17 protein-coding genes are annotated in these 25,411 nt (G+C 32.3%); 7 read left to right on the top strand and 10 right to left on the bottom strand.

What is annotated here, in order from left to right:
- The 6 genes from B2145_RS10810 to B2145_RS10785 form a co-directional block, all read left to right on the top strand.
- On the top strand, positions 1–378 hold a 378-nt coding region (locus B2145_RS10810; protein ID WP_291102094.1), incomplete at its 5' end, for an MIT C-terminal domain-containing protein.
- Between the two features lie 51 nt (positions 379–429).
- Complete coding sequence (locus B2145_RS10805) at positions 430–2,214, top strand: KAP family P-loop NTPase fold protein (protein WP_291102092.1); 1,785 nt, start codon at positions 430–432, stop codon at positions 2,212–2,214.
- Positions 2,215–2,216: 2 nt separating this feature from the next.
- Complete coding sequence (locus tag B2145_RS10800; protein ID WP_291102090.1) at positions 2,217–3,032, top strand: hypothetical protein; 816 nt, start codon at positions 2,217–2,219, stop codon at positions 3,030–3,032.
- Positions 3,033–3,034: 2 nt separating this feature from the next.
- Positions 3,035–4,369, top strand: coding sequence for a Qat anti-phage system QueC-like protein QatC (qatC, locus tag B2145_RS10795; protein ID WP_291102088.1), 1,335 nt, complete (start codon positions 3,035–3,037; stop codon positions 4,367–4,369).
- A gap of 110 nt (positions 4,370–4,479) precedes the next feature.
- Complete coding sequence (locus B2145_RS10790; protein WP_291102086.1) at positions 4,480–5,286, top strand: hypothetical protein; 807 nt, start codon at positions 4,480–4,482, stop codon at positions 5,284–5,286.
- A 70-nt stretch (positions 5,287–5,356) separates the two neighbouring features.
- Entirely contained in the window at positions 5,357–6,451 is a 1,095-nt protein-coding gene (locus B2145_RS10785) for a DUF3644 domain-containing protein (protein ID WP_291102084.1), read from the top strand.
- Positions 6,452–6,605: 154 nt separating this feature from the next.
- Here the strand turns inward: B2145_RS10785 and B2145_RS10780 are convergent, their stop codons facing one another.
- From B2145_RS10780 to B2145_RS10735, 10 genes are all read right to left on the bottom strand, one after another.
- Positions 6,606–6,815 (bottom strand): WYL domain-containing protein, encoded by a 210-nt coding sequence (locus tag B2145_RS10780; protein WP_291102082.1) that lies wholly within the window; start codon positions 6,813–6,815, stop codon positions 6,606–6,608.
- Between the two features lie 20 nt (positions 6,816–6,835).
- Positions 6,836–7,840 (bottom strand): glycoside hydrolase family 43 protein, encoded by a 1,005-nt coding sequence (locus B2145_RS10775; RefSeq protein WP_291102080.1) that lies wholly within the window; start codon positions 7,838–7,840, stop codon positions 6,836–6,838.
- A 23-nt stretch (positions 7,841–7,863) separates the two neighbouring features.
- The gene (locus B2145_RS10770) at positions 7,864–9,045 is read right to left on the bottom strand and encodes an aldose epimerase family protein (protein ID WP_291102079.1); all 1,182 of its coding nucleotides are present in this window, start codon (positions 9,043–9,045) and stop codon (positions 7,864–7,866) included.
- 33 nt (positions 9,046–9,078) lie between these two features.
- Positions 9,079–10,119 carry a glycoside hydrolase family 43 protein gene (locus B2145_RS10765; RefSeq protein ID WP_291102078.1) on the bottom strand — a complete coding sequence of 347 codons (1,041 nt, stop codon included), beginning with the start codon at positions 10,117–10,119 and terminating at the stop codon, positions 9,079–9,081.
- A gap of 11 nt (positions 10,120–10,130) precedes the next feature.
- A complete protein-coding gene (locus B2145_RS10760) occupies positions 10,131–11,948 on the bottom strand; it encodes a glycoside hydrolase family 2 protein (protein ID WP_291102076.1) in 1,818 nt (605 codons plus the stop codon).
- A gap of 184 nt (positions 11,949–12,132) precedes the next feature.
- Entirely contained in the window at positions 12,133–13,884 is a 1,752-nt protein-coding gene (locus tag B2145_RS10755) for a sugar-binding protein (RefSeq protein WP_291102074.1), read from the bottom strand.
- 3 nt (positions 13,885–13,887) lie between these two features.
- Complete coding sequence (locus tag B2145_RS10750) at positions 13,888–14,943, bottom strand: glycoside hydrolase family 43 protein (protein WP_291102072.1); 1,056 nt, start codon at positions 14,941–14,943, stop codon at positions 13,888–13,890.
- A 60-nt stretch (positions 14,944–15,003) separates the two neighbouring features.
- A complete protein-coding gene (locus tag B2145_RS10745; RefSeq protein ID WP_291102070.1) occupies positions 15,004–16,185 on the bottom strand; it encodes a cellulase family glycosylhydrolase in 1,182 nt (393 codons plus the stop codon).
- A gap of 78 nt (positions 16,186–16,263) precedes the next feature.
- Positions 16,264–17,787, bottom strand: coding sequence for a RagB/SusD family nutrient uptake outer membrane protein (locus B2145_RS10740; protein ID WP_291102068.1), 1,524 nt, complete (start codon positions 17,785–17,787; stop codon positions 16,264–16,266).
- A 17-nt stretch (positions 17,788–17,804) separates the two neighbouring features.
- Positions 17,805–20,816, bottom strand: coding sequence for a SusC/RagA family TonB-linked outer membrane protein (locus B2145_RS10735; RefSeq protein WP_291102066.1), 3,012 nt, complete (start codon positions 20,814–20,816; stop codon positions 17,805–17,807).
- A 388-nt stretch (positions 20,817–21,204) separates the two neighbouring features.
- On the opposite strand from B2145_RS10735, the gene B2145_RS10730 reads away from it, so the two are divergent.
- Entirely contained in the window at positions 21,205–25,161 is a 3,957-nt protein-coding gene (locus tag B2145_RS10730; protein WP_291102064.1) for a hybrid sensor histidine kinase/response regulator transcription factor, read from the top strand.
- The last annotated feature ends 250 nt before the right edge of the window (positions 25,162–25,411 follow it).

Here is a 25,411-nt window from a genome sequence, read left to right as displayed (position 1 = left end):
ATCATCGACCCTTATGTTAGACTTCCCTATCAACTAAGAAACTTCATGGAATTAGCACGTCTGGCTTCCGAGAAAAAAGACCCGGACGTTGAAGTAAAATTGCATCTTGTTACAAGCAATAATGAAGATTACATAGAAGGCGCCAAAGACGCCTTTGAACAAATGACCTATTCATTAGAATCCATCGGAATACTTTTTACCTATGAATTCGACGAGAACATTCATGATCGTTCCGTCGTTTTAGACAATGGTTGGAAAATCCTTTTAGGAAGAGGTCTTGACATCTGGCAAAAAACGGGAGGCTGGTATGATATAAATGAATACATACAGGAACAAAGGCTTTGTAAGGCATGTGAGATTACTTTTTTGAGAAAATAACTTATAATTCTTTAATTAATATTTAGAAATTTTAAAATTAAAAAGATAGCTATGTGGAACGATAATGAAACTCATCAAGATTTAATAGATTTCAAATATTTAACTGATTCTGTGAACATCATTATCAATAATGATAATCTGATACCATCAACAATAGGAATTTATGGGGATTGGGGAAGTGGAAAATCAAGTTTGATGAAAATGATTGAAATTGAAAATACTAAACCGCAAAATTTGATTATTAAATTCAATGGTTGGTTATTTGAAGGTTATGAAGATGCAAAAATAGCTTTACTTACTACGTTAATAGATGAAATTATCAAGAGCAGAACTTGGGATGAAAAAGCAAAAAAATATCTAAGTAGATTAGTCAAAAGGATTAAATGGCTAAAAGTTATAACAAAAGTGGGACATATAGGTGCTAATGCTTATATGGCAAACCAAACTAATTTTGATTTTGCCAAAGCAGCAACTGAAATATCAGCTTTGGAAATTGATGATTATATAAAGGATGTAGAAGATGAAAATCAATCCATAATTGATAAAGGCATTAGAGAATTTCACAAAGATTTTCAAAGTTTATTAAAAGAAACCAAACTTAAAAGAGTCATTGTTTTAATTGATGATTTAGACAGATGTAATCCTGATACAATTATATCAACACTTGAAGCAATCAAATTATTTTTATTTGTAGAAAAAAGTGTTTTTATAATTTCTGCTGACGAACGCTTAATAAATTATGCAGTTAAAAAGAGATTTCCGGAATTACCATCAACAGATTACGATGTAAGCAAAGATTACATTGAAAAGCTAATTCATTTTCCAATTAGAATTCCATCTTTAAGCGAGGCTGAGTATGAAGCATACACTAATTTATTATTTGCCCAATTACATCTAAATCCCGATGAATTTGAACAACTAAGATCTAAAGTATTTACACCAACTTCTAATATAGATTTGTCAATTTGCAAATTAAGTAATGAAAATATTCAAAATTTGTTACCCGACGTTACAGAAGATATGAAAAAAGATTTCATTCTTTCTAAACAAATCAATCCTATATTGGTATCTGTTTTAAGTGGAAATCCAAGACAGTGTAAAAGGTTTTTGAATATGATGATGCTGAGACTGAATATGTCAATTTCAAAAGGTGTTACACTAAAAAAGAATGTTTTAGCCAAATTAATGCTCTTAGAATATTTCAAAACAGAGTCTTTTAATAAGCTGGTTAAAGCGTCTTATGAAGTCGAAGACAACATACTTACACTATTAGAGGATTCGACCAAGCAAACACCGAAATCATTTGAAAATTGGAAAACGGATCCTTGGCTAAAAAAATGGATGGATATTGAACCTAAATTAGGAGAAGAAAATTTAAAATTATATTTCTATTTTACTAAAAGTAAAAACAATGTTGAGTTTTCGACTAATAAAAGACTTTCAGAAGAAGCTAAAACAATTTTAAAAAATCTATTTGAAAGCGAATTAGTTTGTAAGGATGCAATTAGGCAAAGTTCCCAATTAAGTAGTATTGATAAAAATGCTATCTTTTCTGAATTAACTAATAAATTAATTACAGAAGAGGTTTTGACAAGAAGAGGAAACTTAAATAAAATATTGGTTCTTTTTGTAAAACAAAACGATATCCTAATTTCTGAATATTGTGCTTTTATGGAAAATATATCAGAAAGTATATTGATGGCGTCAAATGTTCCTAATTTAATGACATTAACAAAAAATACTGCTCATCAAGCATACGGTGTGACAATTTTAGAAAAATGGTCAAAATCTTCAAATACTACTTTAGCAACTGCGGCAAAAAATAAACTTAAGTAAACATGGGAACTTCAAAAGCAAATATTGGTCCTGTAGGCTATTCAAATCCTATACAAGATTGGAATAAAGATTCAGTTGGGGAATCGAATAGTAATAATATTAATAATGATGAAATCGAATCTGAACAAACTGATTCCGATGGAAATGCAATTGAAGAACAAAATAACACAAAATGGGGTGATGTGAAAAGAAGTTTTTCGGCTTTTACAAAAAATCCTTCTAAAACAAATTATAAAAAATTCACTTCTAATTACAAAAAAGCTTCTGGCGGAAACAAGAAGCTAACGAAGTCTTCAATTGGTGGAAGAAAAGGAGCTATAGTTTTATTAGACTTTTTCACTACCATACTTAATGATGGTTTTGAACAGACTTTAGAAAAATATAATATTGGAAGCCTAACCGATTTAAAGGTTGAAGGAGCAATTAATAAAATTTCTGAACTGTTTTCGAGTATAGATGGAACTGATGAAGGGAGTGCAGCATCTGGAGCAGTAATAGAAACAATCAATAAGCTTTATAATGATTATGCAAGCAATCCGGAGCTCATTAATAATCTTGAAATAGAAACAATATCTGATTATTTAGAATTTTATATCTCAACATATATTTTTGAAAGGATTTCAGTTGAGGTAACTAAAGCTTTAGAAAATGGTAGTTTATCTGTTAAACAAGTTAATGATATTGAAAGTCAGTTAAAATCATTCATTGAAGCTGAAGTCAGTTTGAATTTTACTGAGGTTAATTTCTCAACAATTGATATTAAAGCAAAAAATAAAATAATTAACCAAATATTCGATGAAGCATATTCATTAATTTAATTATGAAAGTAAATGTAATCCTAAAAGAAAACAATAGAGATTTATTTTCATCATCAGAAGAAAATACTTTTTATTTAGACTCGATTTTTACTGATCCTAAAACTTCTAAATTACAAAATTCAATCGTTGAGCATGATATTTATTCCTTTTTGACAGAAAAAAAAGATTTTAAATTATGTCCAAATAATTTAGTAGCTGATTTTTCAAACATAGCTATGGCGGTTTATGCAATAGACCAAACTTGTAATAGAGATAAATTTGGATATTATGGCTGGAGTAGATATATTAATTTATACATACCGGTTTATAATTCCCAAAAATGGAACTCTGTTAAAGAAGAGTTAGAAAACACATTGTCATTTTTAAGTGGTGATAAATGGGTTTTAAATTTCAGAAACTGTTTGGAACCCTTTCCAAATTTTTTAACATCTGCATTTAGCCCCAAAAAAGTATGTCTTTTTTCTGGAGGTATGGATTCCTTTATTGGTATTTCAGACTTGATTAATAAAAATGATAGTTTAGCAACTGTTTCTCATCATAAAGGCGGGAATTCTGGAGAATTATCATTACAAAAAGAGATTACTAATCTTTTTATTGAAAACAATAAAAACAAAAATATTCTCCCATATAATTTCTATGTTCAGGGAAAAAAGAATGAAATTCTTACCGGTGAAAAAACACAAAGAGCAAGATCGATATTGTTTTTATCATTAGCGTCATTAGTAGCAAATACATCAAGTAAAACAGCTTCAATTGTAATACCTGAAAATGGCCTAATCTCATTAAATTTACCTTTAACACCAGCTCGTGGTGGAAGTCATAGCACAAAAACTACGCATCCTAAATTCATATCATCTTTGAATACAATATTCAAAAAAGTTGGAATTCAGAATATGATTGAAAATCCTTATCGGTTTTTGACAAAAGGAGAAATGTTAGCAAAAGTAAATTCTAACAAATTTGTCTTAGAAAACATTACTTCAACATTATCATGTTCTAAACCTGGTTACTATCAGCAATGGACTGGAAAAAGTGACAAAAGTGTTAAAAAACAATGTGGTCATTGTGTCCCTTGTATTATAAGACGAGCTTCTCTTTATTCAAATGGATTGGATAATGCTGATGATTATGTAAAAAATGTGTTCAATTCAAATGAGAAATATGATGATTATAATGCTTTCAATATCGCTATTGGTCGTTATTCAAATTTAGAAAAGATAAAATTAGCCTTTCTAAAATCAGGCTATATGAATATCTCAGAGAATGAAATCAAAAAATATATTAAGATGTATAATAGAGGCTTAAAAGAGGTGCGGAAATTTATTTTACAAAAGTAGACCCCAATTTATTTTATACATTAACTCACTCACTTGTAGAAAAGACCTTAACTTAACCTAAGTCTTTCAACCCCATAAATAATCGGAGAGAATTATAAACAGAAATTAAAATGAATAATTCGTTAGAAAAAGAATATTTAGAACATAAAGTATTTGAACAATTGAAAGAATATTCGATGTTTTATGAATCCTTATCATTTTCAATTATGAACTGGATTACAACCGGAACATCATCATTAATAAATATCGATACTTATATGTATTCTTCAATGAAAGGTACATTAGAATCAATTTCAGATATATTATATAAAGGCAGAATAAACGACTCTTATTCACTTCTTAGAAAATTCTATGATTTAGTAGTAATTAATATTTATACAAATTTGTATTTAGACGAAAATATTGGAATCGATAATTTCATTAACAATAAAATTAATAATTGGGTAAAGGGCAAAGAAAAAATTCCAAATTTTGGTATTATGTCCGAGTACATTATTAAAAATGAAAAAGTAAAAAAAATTACTCGTTTAATTTATGAGGATGGTAATTTTAAAGGAAGTGATTTTGAAGGACTTAGAAAAAGATGCAACGACCATACTCATTATCTTTATTACCATAATATTTTATCAAATGACAATGAAATTCACTCAAATAATAGGATATTAACGTTAGATGAATTTTCAAATGATTTAAAAGACATATTTATACTTCACTTTTCATATTTATTTTACATCAAAGAAAATTATATGATGTCAAGTGATTATCTAGATTATCTAGATTGTGGCTTAGAACCAGAAGATGATTCTCAATACTGGGTTGCTCCATTTATCCAAAATATATTTGATAAAGTAATAAAAACAAATAGACCTGATATTTCAAAAATTATTCTTGAAAACATTTCAATGAAATTAGAATAAAAAAGACCACACCGCTTATTATGAGTTGTGTAAAACCTTAAAAAAAAACTTAACCCATAAGGATAACCAAATGCAATTAAGAAAAGGAAAAACTAAGACATTACTTGAAAGTTCAATAGATTGTGCATTATTATCTGTTGAGTTATATAATAAACCAAGAGCACCATTTAGAGTTGAGAGTTTTATAACTCATATGATAATGGCTTGGACAAGATTACTACAATCTCATTTTAACCTAACAATTGGAGAAACATATTTTCATAAAGAAACAAATGGTCGTTATAAATTAATAGATGGAGAGAAAAAGGCTTGGGAATTAAAAACCTGTATCCAAAAATATGGTTTACTTTCAGACGGTGTTAAATCAAATCTTGAATTTTTTATAAAACTCAGAAATAAAATTGAACATAGAACAATTTCAAAAGATGAAATAGGTTTAATGATTTTCGGGGAGTGTCAATCATTACTTTACAACTACGAAAATGAATTAATTAAACTTTTTGGTGCAGAATATGCGATAAACGAAAGCTTAGCATATTCTCTTCAATTTTCAAGAATTCGTTCTGTGAAACAAATTGAAGCAAACAAGCAATTATTGTCAACCGAAGTTAAAGAAATTAAAGATTTTATTGAAAAATATAGACTTAATATTAAGGATGATATTTTTAATACTCAAGAATTTAGTGTCAAATTAATACAACTACCAAAAATTTCAAACACTACAAGAAACGATTTAGCAATTGAGTTTGTTAATTGGAATTCAATATCTGATGAAGATAAAAAAAGTTATGAAAAAATCACAGCATTAATTAAAGATAAAGTTCAAAAAACAGAAGTAATAAACCCTGCAAAACTTAAACCAGGAGCGATTGTTAATTCTATTAATGCAAATTATGCAGGGAATTTTAATCATTACGACCACAAATGTTTATTATACATTTTCTCTATAAAACCGACAAAAGAAGATGGGCCAAATTGTGATCCATTCGATACAAATACAAAATATTGTCATTATGATGAAGCTCATAAAGATTATTTATTTCAAGATGATTGGTCAAATTTTATTTTAGGAAATATTACAAGCGGAATGCTAACGAGGGAAATATGGAAAACTTCCTTTGATAATAAACAGAAACTTGAAGTTAAAAATTTCGAAATTGCATAAAAAAAGCATAATACAACCTTAGGCATATCCGTAATTTAAGAGAACCGAGAAAAATAAAAGCAAAAATTATAAAAAATAAAAAAATAATTATGAGTATCGACTGGAATTGGTTTTTAAGTTCATTTTGTCCAGATAATTTAAATATGATATTTGCTTAATAATTAGCTAAACTGCTTAGTAAACGCTGCTTTATTGTGTTTTTAAAAGAATCAGGTTCCACCACTTGCAATCCCTCTCCAAAAGATAAAATCAGTTTTTCCAATTTATGATTGGGAATCACTTCAATAGAAAAAGTAAAACCGTTGCTATCATTACTAATTTTTTTCTGGGAACCATGAAGCGGTTTAGTCATGATATAAGGCAAAGCACTTTTTTGGGAATTAATTAATTTTTATTCAAAAATCGAAAGCTTTCTTTTTTTGCCTCTAATTGTAATTCATTTTCTTTTTCAACAAAATTTATTTCAATAATTGCCGTTTTTCTGGGTGCTTCATTTGTAGCATTGTAATGGGTATGAAAAACATACTGCAATTGGTTGTCTTTGTCTAAAAATAAATCACCATGGCCGGTTCCGTTTTCTCCAATTAAATTTCGGGATATAATTGGACTTGTTTTTGATTTTTCCCAAGGACCCATAGGGCTTTTACTTGTAGCATATCCAACGGCATAATCAGGATTTCTAAAATCATTTGCCGAATAGATTAAATAATACAAACCCTCTTTTTTCAATACTGTAGGACCTTCGGCAACTGGCCATTCTACATTTTCGGTGTTTTCCCACTTCAATTTTGCGGAGATACATTCTGTAAGTGTTTCTTGTTTAATACTCAGAAGATTATCGTTTAATTCGGCTACAAAAATTCTGTTTCCATTCGTAAGTCTAACATGATACAAATATTTTTTTCCATCATCATCTATAAAAACAAAGGGGTCAATTTGCTTTACTGAAGCGGCTAATGGCTCTTTAGACGCATTTTTAAATGGACCAAGCGGGCTATCGCTTGTTGCAATAGCGATATTTTCATTAGCTGTATATATCATATAAAACAGGCTGTTGTACTTCAGTATTTGAGGAGCCCAAAATCCTTTTGAACCAAATGAATCTCCTTTTTTTAATGCAAGACCTCCTTGGACACCAACTGGGCCTTTCCATTTTTTTAAATTGGAAGAAGTATAAACCTGAAATCCTTCTCCGTTTAGCGAGCTGTTTCCAGTTGTTGTTCCATAAAGATAATAGATGCCCTCATTATAAAAAATGGTTGGGTCTGCCAGAAAAATATCTTTTAATACAACAGAAGGTAGAGGAGTTGTTTTGGTTTCTTCTTCTTTTTGTTGCGAGCATGAATTTAGACTTAGTCCTGTAAATAGAATTATATAAAAAAAATTCATTTGAGTTGATTTGGAATTTGTTATTATTTACGAGCTGAAAATTGGTAATAAGAAACCGTTTGGTATTTTTTTCCGGGCTTTAATGTAATCGATGGAAAAGCAGGTTGATTAGGTGCATCTGGAAAATGCTGGGTTTCTAAAGCGAAAGCTGTTCTGAAATCATCTTTTACTCCTGATTTAAACGTGTTTTTACCCTGCATAAAATTACCGCTGTAAAACTGAATTCCGGGTTCGGTAGTATAAATATCCATTGAAATCCCAGATTGGTCTCCGGAAATGGTTGCGGCATGGTTCATTCCTTTTTTAATGGTTCCGTTAAGGACATAATTATGGTCGTATCCTTTTCCGAATTTTAATTGTTCGTTAGTCATTTCAATGCGTTCGCCAATACTATGTTTTTCAAGAAAATCGAAAGGAGTTTGAGCAACGTCTTCTAATTTTCCAGTTGGAATTAAACCGGCATCTACTGGAGTATATTTATTGGCAAATAATTGTAATTCATGGTCCAAAATACTTCCGCTGCCTTCTCCGTTTAAATTAAAAAACGCATGATTTGTTAAATTAACAATCGTTGTTTTATCGGTGGTGGCTTCATATTCTATTTTTAAGGCTTTATCAGCTGTAATGGTGTAGGTTACTTTTACTTCTAATTTTCCTGGAAATCCCTGTTCCATATCTGGAGATGTATAAGTAAAAACTAAAGTGTGTTCATCCGTTTTCTCCGCATTCCACACCACATCCTGAAAGCCTTTTTTACCACCATGCAACGAATTCTCTCCGTTATTTAATGGAACATTATATTCCTTTCCTTCCAAGGTAAACTTCCCTTTAGCAATTCGATTTCCAACTCTACCGATAGTGGCTCCAAAATACGGTTCCGTCGATTTTTGAAATCCGGTAACACTGTTCATACCAACCACAACATCCGTGAGTTTTCCATTTTTGTCCGCTAACCACAATCCTACTAATCGTCCTCCGTAATTTGTAAAAGCAGCCTTTAAGCCGTTATTTTCAATCCAATATAATGTTGTTTTTTTGTTATCTATTACGGCTTCGAAATTTTTAGCTTCTAAAAAAAATTGTGCCGAAGCAGTAGTTGTTTCTTGATTCATTTCTTTTTGAGTTAAATGGTTATTTTTATTTTCTTTACATGAAACTTGAAAAACAGCAAGAATAATGGCCGTGTAAATCTGGATTTTTTTCATTTTTTTAAATTTTATATTGCTTATTAGAAAAAACTATTCGGCAGGAATTTCTAATTTTGTTCCTTCACTAACGGGTTCTCCAAATACAGGGAATCCATTCGAATCCCAATTTATTTTTTGCATTCTTGGAGCTCTTTTATTCCCGCAGCCTTCTCCGGGATTAGAGTTTGCGTGATACAAAATCCAGTCTTCTTTCCCGTTCGGGGATTTAAAAAACGAATTATGTCCAGGAGCAAAAACTTTGTTTTTTATGGATTGTTGAAATAATGGTTTCTCCGATTTTATCCAAGAGGAAGCGTCAAGTAAATCTCCTTTTCCTTGAAAATTCAATAAACCCAAAGCATAAAAATCCGTCCAGCAACCACTTGCCGAATAAACAATAAATACCTTGTCATTATATATTAAAAATTGTGGGCCTTCATTGACGTTCACCTGAGGTGGATTATTCGGATCGTTTAAAGCACCATGCGTTTCCCAATCCAGTGTTGGTGATGAAATTAAAACCCGCTCTCCTTCAATCTCATACGGATTTTTCATTTTAGCAATATAAATGTTTTGTTGTCCGTTAGTGTCACCTTCCCAACCGGCCCAGATCATGTAAAGACTGTTTTTGTAGATGAAAACATTTCCGTCGATTGCCCATTTATCTGTTTTTGCGGCTATTTTTCCTTTAAATTCCCATTCTCCCTGAAAAGGATCTTCCGATTTATTTTCTAAAGCATACATTCTATGGGTGTTATTATTTCCATTGTCTGCGGCAAAATACACGTACCACTTGCCATTGATAATATGAAATTCTGGTGCCCAGATATCCCTGGAATAGTCTGTATTTTTTGGTGCTGTCCAAATCGTTTTGCTCTCTGCATTTCTTAAATCAGCTAAACTTTTTGTTTTCCATAAAACCAAACGATTTTGTAATGTATGGGTATAATAATAATATCCTTTGTAATAGGTGCTGTAAGGATCTGCACCAGAAGGTAAAATAGGATTTGTAAATGTTTCTTTTTGCGAATAAGTTACCGAATGGCATCCCGAAGCAATAATGAATACAATCAGTATTAAATGTTTTTTCATTACGATAGCTTTTAGTTCGATTTATGATTTAGAACATCGATAACCTCTTTATTGACGATGCTTACTTTTTCGAAATCCATTTTATCCACTTTTCTGTCATAAGTCATAAACCCATTTACCTCTCCTTCTACATCAGTAGTTTGGGTGTAAACTGCGGCAGAAAATCCAGTTTTGACTAATTTTTTTAATTCATTTGCATACTTGATATACTCATTTGTTACTTCGGTAGCGTTTTTGAATTTAATATAACCCCAATTGTCGTTTGCTCTCCACAAATGACCTTCCAGAGGCAATCCAATTCCGCCATATTCGCCAAGAACGGTAACTCTTCGGGCATCATAAAGATACAATTCCGGACCGGGATAATTGTGTAAATCCAAGATGTCGCCTGTTTGAAAATGATTTCCACCACTGGAAGAATTGACTAATCTGCTTGGATCGTGATTCTTGGTCCACTCCGTAATTTCAACCGTTTTGAATTGTCCCCAAGCCTCATTAAAAGGAACCCAAACTACAATACTTGGATAAGAATACAAATGGTCCATAATCTCTTTCCATTCTTTTTTATAAATTTCTTCAGATTTAGAAGTTCTTTGCAATTCAGTACCTTCAAAATATTTTTTATTTTGCCATAAAGGTTGCTCGTCACCACTTGGCATGTCTTGCCATACCAAAATCCCCAGTTCATCACAATGCGTATACCAACGATCTGATTCTACTTTGACATGCTTACGAATCATATTAAAACCTAATTCTTTTGTCTTAACAATATCATATTTTAAAGCTTCATCTGTAGGAGCGGTATACAATCCGTCTGGCCACCAACCTTGATCCAATGGGCCATACTGGAAATAGTCTTTGTTGTTTAATTGCATTCTAAGGACGCCATTTGCATCTCTTTTTGACCCTATTTTCCGCATGGCAAAATAACTTTTTACTTGATCGATAACTTTCCCATTGTTAATCAATTTCACATTGGTTTTGTATAAAAAAGGAGATTCTGGCGACCATAATTTTGGATTATTTAAAACAATTTCTAAATTTTCTCCAACGGAAGCTTTTCCTGTTGCAATTGTTTTTGAACCATCATAAACCGTTACTTCGATTACATCACCATAACTCGCTTCTGCAACTTCAGGTTTTATGTTAATCACATTCTGATCAATATTTGGCGTGGTTCTAATCGTTGTAATGTTCTTTTTATTTACTGGTTCGATCCAAACTGTCTGCCAAATTCCGGTAACCGGTGTGTACCAAATTCCTTTCGGATTTTTAACTTGTTTCCCTCTTGGTTGTGGCCCGTCATTTGAAGGATCCCAAACTTTTACGGTTAATTGCTGCGTTTTCCCAGTTATAAAAGGGGTTATGTCAAAAGAAAATGGGGTATATCCTCCAGTGTGTGATCCAATTTTAACGCCATTTAACCAAACTTCGGTTTTCCAGTCGACAGCGCCAAAATGCAGTATAATATTCTGGCTTTTCCAATTGGATTCTATGGTAAAACTCGTGTTATACCAAAGCTCATTTTTAGCACCAACTTCTTTCATCACACCAGATAAACTGGATTCTACTGCAAATGGCACTAAAATTTGACCATCATATTTTGCAGGAGCTGATTTCCCAACTTCTTGAATAGCGTAGTTCCATAATCCGTTAAGATTTTTCCATTCCTTGCGTTCCATTATCGGACGAGGATATTCAGGAAGTACATGATTAGGATCTACTTTATTTGCCCATTCTGTTTTGATTTTTTCTCCTGCAGGTTTCCATTGTGCCGATAGTGAGAATCCTAAGCATAAAAAGAGAATTACTGTTGCATTTTTTTTCATTGGTATCTAATTTATTTTGGCGCACCTCATTAAAATTGATGTGCTATTTTTCTATTTCTGTTACTAAAAAAGTACCAGACTATTTAAAAACAGCCTGGTAATTAAACAAACCTAACTCAACTAACCTGCCTTTCGTGACGTTTTAAAACATTAAAAACGTCCCTGTTTTTTTTACCTGTTTTTATTAATTTACCAATTTTAAAGTGGACCAAGAATACGGTTTGTCACTTATATTGGTTGAAATACTTTCGGTATAATTATTTGTCCCTTTTTCTCTAAGCTCTATGTTGTAGCCTATTCTGGTTTGTTTTGCAGGCATTCCGCCTAATACTGTCCATGGTATTTTAACTTCTATACGATAACCGTTTGAAGTTTTTACCGTCGTTGTTACAATTCCTTGCGGACTTTCTAATTTTTTCCATTTGCTGTTTTCTCCTTCATACATTGAAAAAGTAGTGGACTGTCCTAATTCCAGTTTGAAAATGGAATTTCCCGGGGCAATTAAATTTTTATTTTTAGGGTCTAAATACAAATTCAAACCATCATTTCCGGTTAACGCATCCGTACTTATAATTTGGCTGTCTTTTACTTGGGCAAAAGCATATAAAAATTCGGTATCATACGTAAAATTTGCTTCTAATTGAGTGGTGCTTTTTTGACCAATAAAAACAGGGCTTTCTTTTTGCCAAACGGCTTCAATGCTTTGTCCGTCAATTACGGCTGTTTCTTTTGCTGCATTAATTTCGGGTAAAACATGTCCTTTTATCATCCAGATTTGTGAAGAATTTGAAAATTGGTTAGTGCTGGTTAAAGCAACTACGGTGTCATCATCCAAAACAGTAATACTGTTCCACAAAGCTGATTTTCCGCTGGAAATTAAAAACGGAGTCGATTTTCTATTAAAATTTTTAGCGTCAGTAGTACCAATAACCACTTTCATATCGGCATTATTAATGTCATTTGTTGTCCTGTTTTCGGTGCCTTGATAGGACATCAAAACTTCTCCCGTGCTGATTTGTGACAGATACGGAGCGCCTGCATAAATTCCGTTACTCAACACTTCTTCTAAAGCATAGTTTCTATTATTGCTATTTGCATCGACTGGTTGTTTCCAGTTTTCGGAAATAGAATTTCGAATTGTATACGGTTTAAATTGATTCTCAACGCCATTATCTTCAATAGAAAAAACAATTTCTGTTTGGTTTTTTAATAGAATCGGAGACGGCATTCCATCTCTCTTTCCGGCTCTGAAACTCACAATTTCTGGTGTTGTTGACCATGTTAATCCATTATCCGAAGAACGAATTAGAGAGATATTTTGCTCATTCGAATTGCGATACACATTTTCATTGGAAAAAAACAATTGAATTTCACCACTTGGAATTTGTAGTGCCGAAGGTTCCCAACAGCCATTTTCAAAATCAGAACTGGCTTCATATACGATTAGATTTTCTTTCCAAGTCAAACCTCCATCATAACTTTTAATCGTGTTGATAGAAAATTTTTCGGTGCCGTTCCCTCCTGCAATTGGTCTTGGATTATAACAAATCAAAATAGAATTATCCTTTAATAGTAAAATATCTGGTGTCGTCATATTCACCGAACCATTCCCGGAAATTACTTTAATGGGTTCACTCCAAGTGATGCCAAAATCAGTACTTGTTTTAACTAAAATTGCTCCGTCGGATTCGTAAGTGCAGATTAATTTCTTGTCATTTAATTGTACTAATCTGGCGTATCCATTGTAATCAGTATTGTTTTTATCCGAAACTTGAATTAAAGACGTGTAATCCCAAGCGATTCTGATGCCTTCTACAGGCGGTTTGGATGCAATGTTTTCTATAACTGGTTTTTCATCAATCACATTTGGAGAATCACTACAGGAAAGTAATGGAATGAAAATAAGTCCAAGAAACACATAATTTATTTTTTTCATTTTTCACTTTTTGGAATTCGATTCTGTTTTGGTTATACCAAATTTTTGTACCAAACTGTCATACTCTTTTATGGAAATAGAAATCATGCAACCGTGTCTTGCTTTTTCGGGTAAACTGTATTTGTCCCAATCGCTGTAAAAAGTGTATCCTGATGCCTGAAACCAAGGGCCGTTTAAATTGTCTGAAATGGATAATCCATAAGAAACTCCGGGATATTGCTCGTAATACATATACCAAATTTTATCGTCCGGAGATGGAATCAACATCGGTGCTTCTCTAAAATTCGGACTAATCGATTCCTGAGGCAAGGAGTAAGGTCCTAATAACGATTTTGATTTAGCAATTCGGATGGTTTTCCCTGTTGTCCAATATAAAGAGGGATAGGTTTCATCTTTTAAAATGGCGTAATAGGAATCTCCCACTTTTCTGATGAATACATCAATCGTTCCCATGTCCCAATCAAACAATCGATTTGGAGTGCCTTCAAATGTTTTTAAATCTTTTGATAACACATAAAGTGTTCTTTGGCTTGCCCAATAGGCTTCCGGATCTTCTTTAGAGCCTTGTTTGTGAGGCGTATGCCATGTTAGCATAAACTTTGCTGAGTCTTTGTCGTAATACAATTTTGGAGCGCCTATTCTTTGCAATGCATTTGAATAATCGGGAGTGCTTTTTAGGTTTGGCGTATAAATAGCATGTTTTTTCCAGATTATTAAATCATCAGAAACCCATATATTAATTTCTGGTGATTCATCGCTTGTGTTTCCTGCTATATAATATTTGCCGTCTGGGCCTTTGCAAATGTCTGGGTGTCCCTGATATTCCGGGAAAACTCTTTTTCCGTTGTTTAAATTAGTCCAATGCAAGCCATCAAGGCTTACGGAATAATACAGTCTTCCGTAATCCGTATGCGTCATGTGTGCAAACAAATAGGCTTCGTTCTTCGCTTTTGAACCGTTTTGTGCTTGTCCTGGCGGATTGGGTTGCTGCGCAAATAATGAGGTTTCTAACAATAAAACTGCAATTATTAAAACCGTATTTAGGATTCTGTTTTTCATTCTTTTTTGTATTATAACCCTATTTTAAGGAATCAAAATAGGGTTAGTTTTTAACTTGTTTTATTTTTTATTAGCCTCAGAAGTCATTTTTTTAATTAAATCGGTTTCTGATTTTTTATAAGGTGTACCATCGGTATGAAATACTTCGTGAAACCATAATTCTGGTTCCGAATCGTATTTTTTAGTCCAACTGTCCCAAGAGTATTTTGTTTGACTTTTGCCATCAACAAGACCCCAATTAATCATTCCTATATTATACTTTCTTGCAACTGGTAAAAACCCTTCAAAAGTGCTTCCGTTTGGACGAGCCATATATTCTGTGCATAAGAGTGGTTTTCCGTAGCGTTGCAATTGTTTGATTACTTTTTCAAAATCTTGCGGCGTATTATAATTGTGAAAAGAAATAATATCCGATTGTTCTAATTGCAGTTTATGCATAGGCTGCATTTTAGCTTCATCGCTCCAATCGCCAACCCAAACACCCGAAGTCAAAGGTTGCGATGGGTTAGTTGATCTTGCCCATTGAAACACTTTTTCTAAAAGAGGCAACACCAATGCCACTTTATTCTTGATTTCCACAGCTTCATACGATGGACCAGTCATGTTGTCTGGTTCATTCCAAACATCCCAAGCCAGCACGCGATTGTCATCTTTAAATTTGGCTACAGTTTCTTTTACATATTTTTCTAAACGAGGATATTGTGTTGCATCCTGTAATACTTTTTGACCTGGACTTTGTACCCAACCTGAGTTGTGAACATGCGGTTTTGGGTCTCGTTGTTTACCGGATTTCGGAAACGGATCCCAACAAGAATCAAACAAAACAAATACGATTTTGATATGATGTTTATCAGCAATTTCCAAAAAGGTGTTCATTCGTTTGTAAAAACCTTCAGCATCATCTTTGTGTAATAAATCATGCAGATAAACACGCATTGTATTCATTCCAATTTGTTCTGCCCAACCTAGTTCTTCGTCAATTCTTTTAGCATCAAAAGTTTCCTTTTGCCACATTTCCAGTTGATTTATTGCAGTACTTGGGTTATAATTTGCACCTACAAGCCAAGGTTGTTTTGTATACCATGAATTTGCCTGTTCTTTTGTCCAAATTTCTCTTTTATCTACAGATTGTTCTGCTTGATTTTTTTTATTATTCTCTTCTGAATTGGTTTTGGTTTTGTTACAACTAAGTAATATCATCCCTACCAACATAAATGCCATATACAGTTTCGTTTTTTTCATTATAAATTTTCTTAATTTGAACAATTCTACGTTAATTTTTAGGGAATGATTCTGGAACCATCCCCTAAAAACTATAGTTTAATATCCAGGATTTTGACTTAAATTCGGGTTGTTACTAACCTCTACTTGAGGAATTGGCAATCTTTTATGTTTGCCAACAACGAAGTTTTTAAAATCAGGATCACGAAGTGCAATTTTATCCACAGAAACTTGAGTATCTAAATCTCCCCAACGTTTTAAATCTTCCCAACGAACACTTTCGCCAGCCAATTCTAAAACTCTTTCCATTTTTAATTGTTCTAAGAATTTAGTTTTATCATTCCCAATTTCAGGATGTGCAGCAGCTAAAGTTCCTATGTTTACACGAGCTCTTACCATGTCTACATATTGGTAGGCACCAGCAGTATTTCCTGTTTCATTCAAGACTTCGGCGTAACGCAATAAAATATCTGCATAGCGAATTAATCGATAATTTACTTGACTGTAATAGTCTTCATTGTCTCTGTAATAATCTCTACTGCCTTTTCTAAACCAAGCTTCAGTTCCCCATTGCCAAGTTTTATTGTATGTTTTGTCTCCAAAATCGGCCAATAAATCAGGATAAAACAAGGTGTATCTTAATCGGATATCTAAACCACCGTTTTTGTCTTTTTCTTTTTTGAAAGCGTCAACTAACCAAAATCTGGCTTGTCCGTCTGACCATCCGATACTTCTTGGGGCAAAAAATTGGGCACGGTTACTGGAAACTGCAGCACTTGGATCTTCGCCAGTTCCGCCTTTTCTTTGGTCTCCAAACTGAATTTCAAAAACAGATTCGCTGTTGTTTTCATTCACAGCGGTGAAATTATCTCTGTAATTAGCTACCAAACTGTATTTTGCTCCTGCGCCAGAGATTAAATACTCTAAAGCCGTTTTTGCTTCAGGCCATTTGTGTTGTTGCATATACACTTTTGCAAGCATTCCTTTTGCAGCACCTTTATCGGGTCTTCCTGTTTGATTTCCAGCCCATTTAGTAGGTAAATCAACATAAGCATCATTTAAATCGGCTTCTATTTGAGCCCAAACTTCTGTGATGTTTTTTTGTTCTGGAAGATCACTTGGAGATGATGGTTCTAAAACAATTGGAATATTTTCCCAAAGAATTGCAGCATAATAGTAATGTAGTGCTCTTAAAAATTTTGCTTCTGCTAAAATTTTCTTTTTGTCATCTTCATTTTTGAACACTATTTTTGGAACATTGGCAATAACTTGATTGCATCTAAAAATAGCCTTATAAGTATCCCTCCAGGTTACGTTGTTTCCTTCCCAGAAATTATAATTGATATAATTAAATCGAGTCCAGTCTGCTAATTCTACCCATGGACTTTGACTATAGCCTTCATCAGATGTTAAATCTAGTCGAAAATACATCCATCTGGCCCATAAACCATCTTTATAAAACATGGCATAAACAGAATTTATACCTGCTTGTGCATCACTTTCCGTAGCCCAATATTGATCTGTTGTTAATGTGTTTGGGTTGTTAAGTTTCAACTCATTATCACATGAAGACAAGGATATGAGGTTGAGAAAAACTACTGTTATTAAAAATATTTTTTTCATTATGCTATTTTTTTAAATTAAAAACTAAATTCCACACCGAATGAATAGGTTTTTAGGTTTGGAAAAGAACCTACATCTACACCCCTTTGAAAAATATCACTATTACTGAACTCAGGATCTAATCCTAGATATTTTGTAATTGTAATCACGTTCTGTGCAGATAAAGAAAATCTAGCACTTGTTAAACCCACTTTTTGCAAAATGTTTTTAGGCAAGTTGTAACCAAATCCAATGTATTTAAGTCGGATAAAATCGCCACTTTCTAAAAATCTATCGCTATCACCTCTTGAATTCAAAGTAGTTCCTTTAACAATTCTAGGAAAATCAGTATTTGGATTTTCAGGTGTCCAAGGATGAATTCCTGATCTATAGTTACTATCATCATCAAAACGATCCACTGTACTCCTAAATCCGTTATAAACAGTTGCTCCGTGAGAACCAATCCAGTTCATAGAAAAATCAAAACCTTTGTAAGAAGCGCCGGCATTGAATCCCATTTCAAATTCTGGCCATGGACTACCAACAATGCCTTTATCTTGATTAGTAATTTGGCCATCGTCATTGATGTCTTTAAATTTAATATCTCCAGGTTTTGCATTTGGCATAATTACTTTGCCGCTTGAATTTACATAATTTTGAATTTCACTTTGATTTTGAAATAATCCATCAGTTTGCAATACATACCACATTCCTACAGCATTTCCTGCTCTTGTTATCGTGTTGCCTTGAATACTTTCATTTTGTCCGTTACCAAGAGAAACCAATTTATTGTTTAGTTTAGTAAAGTTTACAGACGCATTAAATGAGAAATCATTGATTTTTTTGCTGTAACTTAAATCCAATTCAAATCCTTTGTTTTCTACTGTAGCAGCATTCGAAATAGGATTTCCTCCGTCATTACCGGTTGTCATTAATATTGGGAATCCAAATAAAACATCTTCAGTACGAGCAATAAAATAATCAGCAGTTAAACGCAATGAGTTATCAAGCATTCCTAAATCCATCCCGATATTGGTTTGTTTTAGTTTTTCCCAACGCAATTCAGAGTTTGCTAATCTAACTTGAGTGGCTGATGGATATAAAGTTTGACCATCACCAAGAACAATAGCCCCAAAAGTGTTTATAAAACCTTGGTATTCGTAGCTTCCAATATTCCCACTTCCTAATTCACCATAACTGGCTCTTAATTTCAAATCATTAATGAATTTAGATTTAAAAAAGGATTCGTTACTCACTCTCCATCCTAATGAAGCCGATGGGAAATTTCCCCATTTATTAGCATCACTAAATTTTGAAGAACCGTCACGTCTGAAAACAGCATTAAATAAATAGCGGTCATCATAGTTGTATTCAAGCCTTCCCAAATAAGAGGCTAATGCAGCTTCATTTCTAAAACCACCAACTTCCGCTTGGTCTCCTAAATTTAAAACATCAAAATATTGACCTGTACTTGGATTAACTAAAAGATTTCTTTTTGTGCCATAAATTTGTTCGTAGTTGTCTTTTTGAAAGGTTTGACCTGCTAAAACGGTAATATTATGTTTGCCAAATTCTTTTTTGAAAGTCAATGTGTTTTCAAATAATTTAGTTTCTGAACGGCCTTTGTTTTGGTTTATGAAAGATTGCTCATAGGGTTGATTCAAAGTCCAATTTCCTAATTTTCTAATAAAGTTGTAACTGTCAAAACTGGTTTCATATCCAAAATTAAAGCGATACTTTAAAAATGAAGCCAGTTTTAATTCTGACCATAAATTTCCTCTGATTCTGAAATTTTCATTTTTAGTGTCTAATAAATTGGCAAGTGCGATTGGATTTGTTCCAAAAGTATTCGCTACGCCTTGTTTTCCATAACCGTAACCACCGGGATTGTCTACATCATAAACTGGAATCGTTGGTAATAATCGGTAAGAATCTATGATCGGATTACCGGACATTTCATCAGTTCTTGAATTACTGATAGCCAAGTTCTCACCAATGCTGAAAATTCCTTTTGTACCGCTTGAATTCACTCTAAAAGAAACACGATTAAAATCAGTTGAGATTACAGTTCCTTCATTTCCAAAATAGTTTGCTGACATGAAAAAAGTTGAATTGTCTCCACCGCCCGAAAAACTGGCGTTATAATCCTGAAGCAATCCTTGTTTGAAAATCTCTTTTTGCCAATCAGTGTTAACGCCAAGATTCAAGTTTTGTCTCGGAATACCGGCATTATCATAGGCTTGGAAATTGAATTTCGAAAATTCTTCCGTTCCCATCAAATCATATTTTGGCATAGTTGAAAAACTCGTTTTAGAGGAAACTTCGATTTTCAAAGGACCTTTTTTACCTTTTTTAGTAGTAATAATGATTACACCGTTTGCAGCTCTAGAACCGTAAATTGCAGCTGCAGATGCATCTTTTAAAATCTGAATGGTTTCAATATCGTTTGGATTAAAATCTCTGTTAGCTGTAGTAATTAAACCATCCACAACATAAAGAGGATTCGTATTTTGAAGATTTTTAAGTCCACGAATTTCAATACTGGCTTCTTGTCCGGGTCTTCCTCCTCCTCGAACTTTAACGCCTGTTACTAAACCTTGAAGACCTTCGGCCATTGTAGTAACTTGTCTTTTCTGAATTTCGTCCGCTTTGATTACCGAAATAGCGCCGGTAAGATCTTTCTTTTGTTGCGATCCATATCCTACGATTACAATCTCATTCAAAGCAAGAACATCTTCGGCTAAAGAAATATTGATTACAGTTTCCTTATTTACGGGAATCTCTTTCGTTTTGTAACCTTGATACGTAACGACAAGCACTTGGCCTGGTTTAGCCGTAATAGAAAAGTTTCCGTCAAAATCTGTTGCGGTACCATTTGGAGTGTTCTTCACAAGAATATTTGCAAACGGAATAGCATCTCCGTTAACAGCGGATGTTATTTTTCCCGTAATTTTAATTTGTGCCTGAGCATAACTTTGTTGTAGTAAAAAAACTAAAAAAAGCAAGAGGTAATATCTCTTCTTTAAAATTTGGTTAAATTTTGTTTTCATTGATTTTTCATTTTAAATAGTTTTAATTTGTTTTTGTTTTTGAAATGATTATAAATTTTTAATCGTCTCTGATTCGAGCAAAAAAATAAGTAATATTGATCTCTAATAGAATTTGGTTCATTTTTTTAAAATTAATAATGATTGTGTATTTTTCTAAACTTTTTTTTATTGATATGGTATTTTTTTTTCAAATAAAATATCAATATCTTTTTATTTAGAAATTCAAATTTGGTCATTTTTATTCAAAAAAAATCTATTCATTTGTGTCAATATTTATCATAAATGATGCAAATTTCGTTTTTAGAACCGAAAAATTAAGTTATTGCAACATTTGGAATATAATTGAGACGATTCGTCGAAGGCGGTACTGAACATCAAAATCACAAACATGCGTAAATTCTTATTATTTGTATTTTTTTTAATTATAACTATACATTCTCTTCGGGCGCAAGATTACTATTTTAAACATTATCAAGTAGAAAATGGCTTGTCTAATAATACCGTTTTGACATCATTACAAGATGAAGATGGCTTCATGTGGTTTGGTACAAAAGATGGTTTGAACCGGTTTGACGGTTATCGTTTTAAGACCTATCGCGGTAATTCTGACCCGATTCATAGTTTAGGAAGCAATTATATTCAATCCTTACATGAATATAAAGGGATTATTTGGGTGGGAACGGATAAAGGATTGTATAAATATGACAAAAAATCAGATCGTTTTAGTATTCTAAATGAAGCTATAAATGATAGAATAGCAGCAATTGAACATGACGAACACGGGAATATTTGGTTCATTTCCGGTAATATTCTTTATAAATATTCAACTGTAAAAAATGAAACTACTACATTCAATCCCAACAATTATTTCATAGCTACTTCTATTGCAAGAGATGCAAAAGGAGAAATATGGATTTCATCATTAAACAAATTATATCATTATTCAGAAGAAAGTTTATCATTCGAGACCATTTCATTGAATTATGATAATACAAGCAAAACAGCCTATAGGATTACGGTAATTTATGCTTTAGATAAAAACAATATATTAATAGGAACACAAGAACACGGTGTGCTTTCCTATAATCGCATAGATAAAAGCACATCTGTCCTGCCATTTGCTACAAAAGAGTCTTTATTTGTTCGACAATTCAAAAAAAATGGTGCAAATGAAATTTGGATAGCAAGCGAATCGGGTGTTTTTATTTACAACATCAAAACCAAAAAATGCACCAATCTTAAAAAAGATTTTAATGACCCTTTTAGTATTTCAGATAATGCAGCCTATTCTATTACTATTGATAAGGAAAATGGGGTTTGGATTGGGACTTATTTTGGAGGTATTAATTACCATCAAAAACAATACAATCAGTTTAAAAAGTTTTTCCCTAAGAACAATCAAAACTCGATTAACGGTAGCGCTGTCAGAGAAATTCACAAAGATGACAATGGCGATTTTTGGATAGGTACAGAAGACGCCGGTTTGAATAAATTTAATCCTAAAACGGAAGTTTTTACGTCTTATAAACCAAATGCAGGTAAAGGTTCCGTGTCCTATTATAATATCCATGCTTTGTTAGCTCGAAAAGATAACATTTGGATAGGAACTTTTGAACATGGTTTAGACGTTTTGAATAGGAAATCAGGAAAAGTAATTAAACATTACAGTGCTAATAATGAAGTTGGTGGTCTTAGAAGTAATTTTATATTTAGTTTCTATGAAACTAAAAACAAAGATCTTTTGGTGCAAACGTCAGTTGGAATGTACAAATACAATCCGATAAATGATAATTTTGATGTGCTGAAATTTTTTCCGGAAAGCATGCACTATACTTCATTTATAGAAGATAATACGGGGAACTATTGGGCAGGAACCTACAGAGACGGATTGTTGTTTTACAATCCTAAAAGCAAGAAAAAAGAAATTTTCAGATACAATTATAAAGATACAAAAGGAATCAGCAATAATTCTATCAACTCTATTTTTCAGGATAGTAAAAAGAATTTATGGATTGCAACAGAAAACGGATTAAATCTGTTTGATAAAACAACAAGAACTTTTACTAAATATAATACCAAAAATGGATTTCCGAGCAATGTTTTCTGTTCTATTTTAGAAGACGACCAGGGAAATTTATGGATAACAACTTCAAAAGGATTAGTAAAATTTGGACCAAAACAGAATAGTATTAAAATTTATACCACCGCAAATGGTTTATTAAGCGACCAGTTTAATTACAATTCCGCTTTTAAAGATGCTAATGGAGATATGTATTTTGGTAATTTAAACGGGATGATCAGTTTTAATCCTAAAAATTTTACTAAAAATAAATATGCTCCAAAAACCTTTATAACGGGTTTACAAATAAACAATCAAGAAGTTCAGACAAACGATAAAAATTCACCTATAAAAAAATCAATTTCGTACTTAGATGAGTTAGAATTGGAATACGATCAATCTTCTTTTAATATCGAATTTGCTGCCTTAAATTATACAGGTGCAGAGCTGACAGAATATTGGTACAAACTGGAAGATGTGAATAAAGATTGGGTTTATTTAGAACGAAACAACAAAGTTTTCTTTACCGAACTGCCTCCTGGATCTTATGTTTTTAAAGTGAAATCGATGAACAGTTTTGGGGTTTGGAGTAAAGAAATTGCTATTAAAATAAAAATTATTCCTCCTTTTTGGGCCAGTATGTATGCGTATTTATTGTACTTTATATTGATATGTTATGGTTTGTTTATGATTATTCGCTACTCCAATCATTTGAGTCAAGTAAAAAATAATCGAAAAATAAAACATCTGAATGATGAAAAGGAAAAGGAAATTTATCAAGCCAAAATTGAGTTTTTTACCAATGTTGCCCACGAAATAAAAACGCCGTTAACTCTTATCAAAAGTCCTTTGGAAAAACTGTTGAAGTTTGAATATGAAACGCCTGAGATTCCGCAAAATCTCTCAATAATGAAAAAAAACACCTCCCGATTATTAAAATTGGTAAATGAACTTTTAGATTTTCGAAAAACAGAAATTGGTGGTTTAAAACTCACTTTTGTGGAAGCAAATATTTCATCAATGGTGAGAAATATGCATCTGAGATTTAGTCAGCTTATTGAAGAAAAGAATATTGATTTCGAATTAGAATTAAGTGATAAAGATATTTACGCTTTTGTAGACAAAGAAGCCTTGAAAAAAATATTGAGTAATTTATTCAATAATGCCATCAAATATTCTGAAAATAAAGTCATTGTGAGTTTAATTAGGGATGAGAAAAAACTAAAGTTAATAGTTAAAAACGATGGAAATATGATTCCAAGTTATTTGAAAGACAAGATTTTCGAACCCTTTTTCAGAGTAGAGAACATTGATAATAATTCTGGAACTGGAATCGGATTGTCCTTAGCACAGTCGTTAACACAGCTTCATAATGGTAGTTTGCAGTTGGTTTTTTCTGAGCTAGAAATGAACGTCTTTGAGCTCATTATGCCTTTGCATCAGGAAGAAGAATTTATGCTATACGACGAACTTGTCAAAGACACCGATAGCAATGAAAATGAAATAATAGAATCTGAAATTAAAAGTAAAAAAACGACCATATTGGTTGTAGAAGATAATGAAGATTTATTAAATTTTATAACCAAAGAATTGCAGTCGTTTTATGTTGTTTTTAAAGCCAAGAATGGAGAATCGGCACTTAAAACAATTCATAATGAAAATATTGCATTAGTAATAAGTGATATCGAAATGCCCATTATGGATGGAATTACACTCTGTAAAAAAATCAAAACCAATCTTGAAACCAGTCATATTCCGGTTATATTATTAACTGCAAAAAACTCACTAAAATCCCAAATTAACGGACTGGAAGTTGGAGCGGATTCCTATATTGCCAAACCTTTTTCTATGGAATACTTAAAAGTTCAGTCTTCAAATCTAATCGAAAACAGGAGGCAAATAATGAAATATTATGCTAGTTCACCTCTTTCTCACATAAAGAGTATGGCGCACAATAAAACGGATGAAACCTTTTTGAAAAAATTAGATGAAGAAATTATAAAAAACATTACAGATCAAAATTTAAGTGTTGAATCGCTTTCTGAAATAATGAATATGAGTAGGTCTACGTTATATAGAAAAATTAAAGATATTTCAAATATGAGTCCGAATGAATTAATCAACCTAGTCAGGCTAAAAAAGGCTGCAGAATTGTTGTTGAATAACGATTATAAAATATATGAAATTACTGCCATTGTGGGTTATAAATCGCAAACTAGTTTTGGAAGGAATTTTCAAAAACACTTCAAAATGTCTCCTTCAGATTATATTTCTAAAAATATCTAGACAATTGAAATTAAGTAGCCATTAATGTCCGATAAAAAATAAAAATGAATATTTTTATTTTTTATCTAATTAGGGTCTGCTGAGAAACGCATATTAATTTGTAATTCAAATAGATATGGTTATATTTGAGAAACTAAGTGCAAGGTATTATGCGAAACAGTCCAAAAAAGTGTGCACCAACACCTGATTTTGTCAGTCAAAATCAGTTGGTTTTTGAAGGATTTGAATCTCCTTTTGAAAAGAAATTGAA

It is taken from the genome of Flavobacterium sp. UBA5153, from assembly GCA_002413745.1.
In the GTDB taxonomy this organism is placed as follows: Bacteria; Bacteroidota; Bacteroidia; order Flavobacteriales; family Flavobacteriaceae; genus Flavobacterium.
The sequence above is the reverse complement of the archived record's forward strand: the minus strand, read 5'-3'. Positions and strand labels throughout refer to the sequence as shown.

Bases quoted from the DNA above. Each gene is read 5' to 3' on its own strand.
- B2145_RS10805 (WP_291102092.1), top strand. From the start codon at position 430: ATGTGGAACGATAATGAAACTCATCAAGATTTAATAGATTTCAAATAT.
- B2145_RS10800 (WP_291102090.1), top strand. From the start codon at position 2,217: ATGGGAACTTCAAAAGCAAATATTGGTCCTGTAGGCTATTCAAATCCT.
- qatC (WP_291102088.1), top strand. From the start codon at position 3,035: ATGAAAGTAAATGTAATCCTAAAAGAAAACAATAGAGATTTATTTTCA.
- B2145_RS10790 (WP_291102086.1), top strand. From the start codon at position 4,480: ATGAATAATTCGTTAGAAAAAGAATATTTAGAACATAAAGTATTTGAA.
- B2145_RS10785 (WP_291102084.1), top strand. From the start codon at position 5,357: ATGCAATTAAGAAAAGGAAAAACTAAGACATTACTTGAAAGTTCAATA.
- B2145_RS10775 (WP_291102080.1), bottom strand. From the start codon at position 7,840: ATGAATTTTTTTTATATAATTCTATTTACAGGACTAAGTCTAAATTCA.
- B2145_RS10770 (WP_291102079.1), bottom strand. From the start codon at position 9,045: ATGAAAAAAATCCAGATTTACACGGCCATTATTCTTGCTGTTTTTCAA.
- B2145_RS10765 (WP_291102078.1), bottom strand. From the start codon at position 10,119: ATGAAAAAACATTTAATACTGATTGTATTCATTATTGCTTCGGGATGC.
- B2145_RS10760 (WP_291102076.1), bottom strand. From the start codon at position 11,948: ATGAAAAAAAATGCAACAGTAATTCTCTTTTTATGCTTAGGATTCTCA.
- B2145_RS10755 (WP_291102074.1), bottom strand. From the start codon at position 13,884: ATGAAAAAAATAAATTATGTGTTTCTTGGACTTATTTTCATTCCATTA.
- B2145_RS10750 (WP_291102072.1), bottom strand. From the start codon at position 14,943: ATGAAAAACAGAATCCTAAATACGGTTTTAATAATTGCAGTTTTATTG.
- B2145_RS10745 (WP_291102070.1), bottom strand. From the start codon at position 16,185: ATGAAAAAAACGAAACTGTATATGGCATTTATGTTGGTAGGGATGATA.
- B2145_RS10740 (WP_291102068.1), bottom strand. From the start codon at position 17,787: ATGAAAAAAATATTTTTAATAACAGTAGTTTTTCTCAACCTCATATCC.
- B2145_RS10735 (WP_291102066.1), bottom strand. From the start codon at position 20,816: ATGAAAACAAAATTTAACCAAATTTTAAAGAAGAGATATTACCTCTTG.
- B2145_RS10730 (WP_291102064.1), top strand. From the start codon at position 21,205: ATGCGTAAATTCTTATTATTTGTATTTTTTTTAATTATAACTATACAT.